The organism is Clostridium aquiflavi, from assembly GCF_031344075.1.
GTDB classification, from domain to species: Bacteria; Bacillota; Clostridia; order Clostridiales; family Clostridiaceae; genus Clostridium; species Clostridium aquiflavi.
Window position 1 is genome coordinate 1 of sequence record NZ_JAVJAN010000082.1, and the last position, 3,978, is coordinate 3,978.

Sequence of the window (3,978 nt, forward strand, 5' to 3'; positions counted from 1 at the left end):
AACTAATATATCTCCATTTTTATTGAAAATGAATTTACTTAATTTTTCATTTTCTTCAATTTCAGTTCTTAAACCTTCTGTATAAAAAAGATTTTGGTGGCTGCTTACGCACCATTTTTATATGTGCATATCTACTTACTAAAGTGTTTCCTTCTTTAGTTATAGCTTTTACTGCTTGATTTAATGTATTATATTCAAAGATGTTATTTCCATCTTTCTTTTGTTTATTCAATATATATAAAGAAAAATATCTGTATTAAATTCTATGCTATTTAGCAATACAAATCCTGATGGTCTATAATTTTTTATATTACTTAATTTCATTAACACAGCCTCCAATACAATTTTTACTCTTAATATTTATCTTTTCTCTAAATGTCTTCACATACATATTTTACTCCACAGAAAAAGCATTCCAAGAAATTTCTGAAATCCCCAAATACCACTACAGCTATTTCTTCAAGCTCATCTCTACTCTCACATTGATAATATTCTTCATGATCGAGCCATATTAAACTATAATCATTTAATACATCAAAACACATAATTCCATAAGAATCTACTTCGCCTATTGGAATATACCCAAAATTTAAAAGTTCTTTAAATTCATTAAATAAATTATCTATTTCATCTAGCGGCTTATCCGGTGTTTGATTCATAATTTCTACTTCAATATCATAATCATCATAATCCATATAATTATCAACTATACCTTCTAATTTATCAAATACGTAAAAATATGAAGATATAAATGCTTTATATAGTTCTGGTAACTTAACTTTAAATTTTTTTTCTAGTCTAACCATATCCTCTTCTAAAACATTTGATTCTATTAACTTCCATTCATTATTATCTTTATCTATCATCTCTTGTGGAATTTCTGTAGATAAATTTCCTATTTTAAATTTTTTTGGATGATTTTCTTTTAATATTTTAAAACAGCTTTTTATAAAATCTTTATCTTCTTTTTTTATCATAATATTACCTCCAATATCTATTTTGCGTTTTGTTAAGTTAATATTGTTATCCAACCTCTTCTGTCCTAAGTTATGCTATAATTAATAACTTGACTTGTGCACTAAATTAGGCAATTTTTCCAAATGGCTTAAAATCAAGGTTTATTAAATATCATGGAATAAATTTTATATATACTATACTCAATCTTTTTATATTAATTTGATTTATTTCCCAAATATAAAGAATTGAAGTCCATATAACTCTAAAATTTATATTTAAAAATAATAAAATATTAACCTTTTGGTATATATGCCCATGCTGGCACAACAAAAAAAGGTAGATAATTTTATTTTTGTCAAGACTATCCACCTTTTTAACTTTTATTTTGTTAACTTTATCTGCTTTTATCCATGTATTAAATTTTATAAACTATAAGAACCCATTAATTTTATTATTAAATTAATATAACATACATAGAAAGATTGATAATATATAATAAGCTAAAAATTTTATACAAGAATAATTAGATTACAACTAAACTTCCTTCTGAATCTTTTGCAAGAATCATATAGTCATATCCTAATCCTAAATCACCATATGGACATAAATCATCATAAATAATACCTACATACTGTGCATTTTCATTTTCACAGTCCTCTTTAATAAATTCATTAGGTTTTCCGCCTATTACTGAAATATATTCCTCTTTCTCATTAACTATATTTTCTTCAATTTCTTCATATTTAATTAAATACTCATCAATCCAACGTCTTTTCTTTATCTGCTTACTAGTATTTAGTTTAGCATCCCTCGGTATGTCTATTACATCCATTGGTCCCCCAAACTCATCTTGATAAAATTGCCAGCAAAGTACATCTTTATTTCCAGAAATTCGTTCATTATTATATATTTGCATCACAAAATATCCAATTACATCTATATCTTCTGGTGGTAAATGCGTAGGATCGCCTCCAATTTTATCAACATATATTTGAGAGTCACTTATTAGTTCATCTTCTATTTTTACTACACTCATAATATATTTTTTCATTTTTATACTCCTCCTTCACTTTGTATTGTGAAGGCTCTTCCTTCTTCATCAGTAATCTCATACTTATCATTCATAATCTTTTTAAAATTTTTCATTGTTAAGCATGATAATGCTGTACAATATTTTTCACTGTCTAATTGTATATCGAAATCAAAATCAGGAAATCTTCTATTATAAAGGATTGACCATCTTTTTATTTTTCCACTTGCATGTTCACCAAAATAAGATGTATTAATTATTAATTTCCTTTCATCAATATCATTCATAAACAATATAAAATCTTTAAAATCTTTCTCTTGTTTCTCGTTTACCCAATCTACTAAATCATTTATCATGTTAATGTTCATTTTGCTACTACACTCCATTCTATTTCGATTTACACTTCGACTTATTTAATTGCTGCCCATTTTGCTCTAAAAATTGTTCTAATGGTAATTTTACTGGTTTTCCTGATGAATTTTTTGTTGAAACTGTTAATTCAAATACATGCTACTTTTCAGGTACTATATCATTTATATGAGTGTTCAAACTTTTCCCCATGGTTCCATTTGCATAGCTATTTCTAAAGCTATTCAAAAACATATTAGCACTGCCTCCCCCACAAGTATCTAATGCATGTGGAGTATGCCCGCTTCCAATATTGGGCATGTTAGACAACTTTGTTTTTCCTTTACTTCTAAATGAATTTACCATAGTTTTACTAGTACTACCTTGTACTGAATATACGTTTTTTGCAAAATCAAGATTATCTGTTAGCACATCTGTATGTTCTATAGATAATACAGTTTATTATTTGTATTATCTTTATTTTACTTCAATTATCCTTCATCTTTTACTGGTTCTATACTCAATAAGATATTGGTATTAGGTAAATATTTTATCCTTACTTTCTTGACATTATCAAATTTTGCTTTAAACTTATTAAACTCTCTTTTTTCTACTATATTTCTTTCCGCTTGAAATTTAAAATCTATAGTTTCTATATATATTGTTGTTGATGAATATTTTCCAGTTATCACTTTTTCATAAATATTATTCAATTCTTGTACATCTTCACAATAAGTATCATTAATAACATAATCTAAATCCTTATAACATCTATAAGATCCACTATATTTTATAAGTTTATAACTAATACCACATATACACAATGCTATAATTATTAAACTCGCTACCTTTTTATAACTTTTACATTTAAAGAAATAAATTAATTCATTAATTATCAACCCAAGTAAAAAGAATAATATACCTGGCATACTTATTAAATAAAATATAAAATCTCTATAAAACTCTCCATACATATTTGTTTTTATGAGTACTCTGCTAAAAAGATTCATAATTCCCCAAATAGATAAATATGTAAAAATTATTATCTTAATCCATTTTTCTAAAATTTCCCCCGATGTTTCATTAGATGCTTTTTTACTTTTATATCTCATGATTTACCTTCCTATTCATCATTTTTCATTTTCTTTTTGATCTAAACCAAAAAGCTTCTTCTTCACTTTGATTTTCGTCTATATTTAAATGAATCTTTACTAACTCTTCTTTTACGGCTAGAACTTTTCCTTCGATAGATGCTCCACATAAAAGTGAATTATATATTTTGGTTTGCCATACTCCGTTTTTTCTTTATTTCTTTCCAGAAAAAATACTCCATTTATAAATTTTTTATAAATGGAGTATTTCAAATTATATTATTTACAGGCTTTCAAAAACCAATTTAGTATTCAATTATTAATTCTTTAATTTAATCTTAGTTTCTTTATTTCATCAATGTTAAGGCCTGTTTTTAATGCAATTGTTTCATCATCTAAAACATCCAACAAATTCCTAGCAACTTCTATTGCTTTTTTATATTCACCTTCTTGAATTCCTTTTTCAATTCCTTTTTGAATTCCTTTTTGAATTCCTTCTTCAATTCCAATTTCTTTTCCTTTTTGTTCATAATACTTTTGTCTTATTTGATC

General features: G+C 25.5%; 5 protein-coding genes and 1 pseudogene. All 6 read right to left on the reverse strand.

Annotated features, from left to right (window positions below):
- Window positions 1-371: 371 nt before the first annotated feature.
- Window positions 372-977: an SMI1/KNR4 family protein gene (locus tag RGC78_RS15900; protein WP_309556942.1), complete on the reverse strand. Its 606-nt coding sequence runs from the start codon at window positions 975-977 to the stop codon at window positions 372-374.
- Window positions 978-1,480: 503 nt separating this feature from the next.
- A complete protein-coding gene (locus RGC78_RS15905) occupies window positions 1,481-2,008 on the reverse strand; it encodes a hypothetical protein (RefSeq protein ID WP_309556943.1) in 528 nt (175 codons plus the stop codon).
- A gap of 2 nt (window positions 2,009-2,010) precedes the next feature.
- Window positions 2,011-2,355 carry a hypothetical protein gene (locus RGC78_RS15910; protein WP_309556944.1) on the reverse strand — a complete coding sequence of 115 codons (345 nt, stop codon included), beginning with the start codon at window positions 2,353-2,355 and terminating at the stop codon, window positions 2,011-2,013.
- Between the two features lie 142 nt (window positions 2,356-2,497).
- Complete coding sequence (locus tag RGC78_RS15915; protein ID WP_309556945.1) at window positions 2,498-2,767, reverse strand: hypothetical protein; 270 nt, start codon at window positions 2,765-2,767, stop codon at window positions 2,498-2,500.
- Window positions 2,768-2,826: 59 nt separating this feature from the next.
- The gene (locus RGC78_RS15920) at window positions 2,827-3,447 is read right to left on the reverse strand and encodes a hypothetical protein (RefSeq protein WP_309556946.1); all 621 of its coding nucleotides are present in this window, start codon (window positions 3,445-3,447) and stop codon (window positions 2,827-2,829) included.
- Window positions 3,448-3,753: 306 nt separating this feature from the next.
- Window positions 3,754-3,978 (reverse strand): annotated as a pseudogene (locus RGC78_RS15925) (Rpn family recombination-promoting nuclease/putative transposase); the annotation flags it as partial.